At 69.7% G+C, this 238-nt stretch carries 1 protein-coding gene; it reads right to left on the bottom strand.

From position 1 onward, the window contains the following. Positions 1–238 (bottom strand): hypothetical protein (locus ACPYOG_RS20620; RefSeq protein WP_481295925.1); only part of this gene is annotated, 238 nt, incomplete at both ends.

The raw sequence follows: 238 nt of genomic DNA, 5'->3' as shown, positions 1-238 counted from the left end.
GTCCGCGCTCTCTGCGAGGTCGGCCGCCACGCGCCCATCCGGGTCCTTCCAGAAACGGATGGTGCGCGTGAAGTAGAGCGCGATGGCGCGCGTCCGGTCGTGCAGCGGGTCCCCGGACTCGAGCGGCTCATCCATCCAGGTGCGGACCTCGCCGAGCAGGCCGATGACCCAGAAGTGGAGGAACAGGTTGAAGGCGAGCTGCGCAGCGCGGTCCCAGTCGCGCGCGTCGAGCAGGTAC

It is taken from the genome of Leifsonia sp. HAY1-4F (assembly GCF_056755275.1).
Note: the sequence above shows the minus strand (reverse complement) of the source record. Positions and strands in the feature narration are given on the sequence as shown.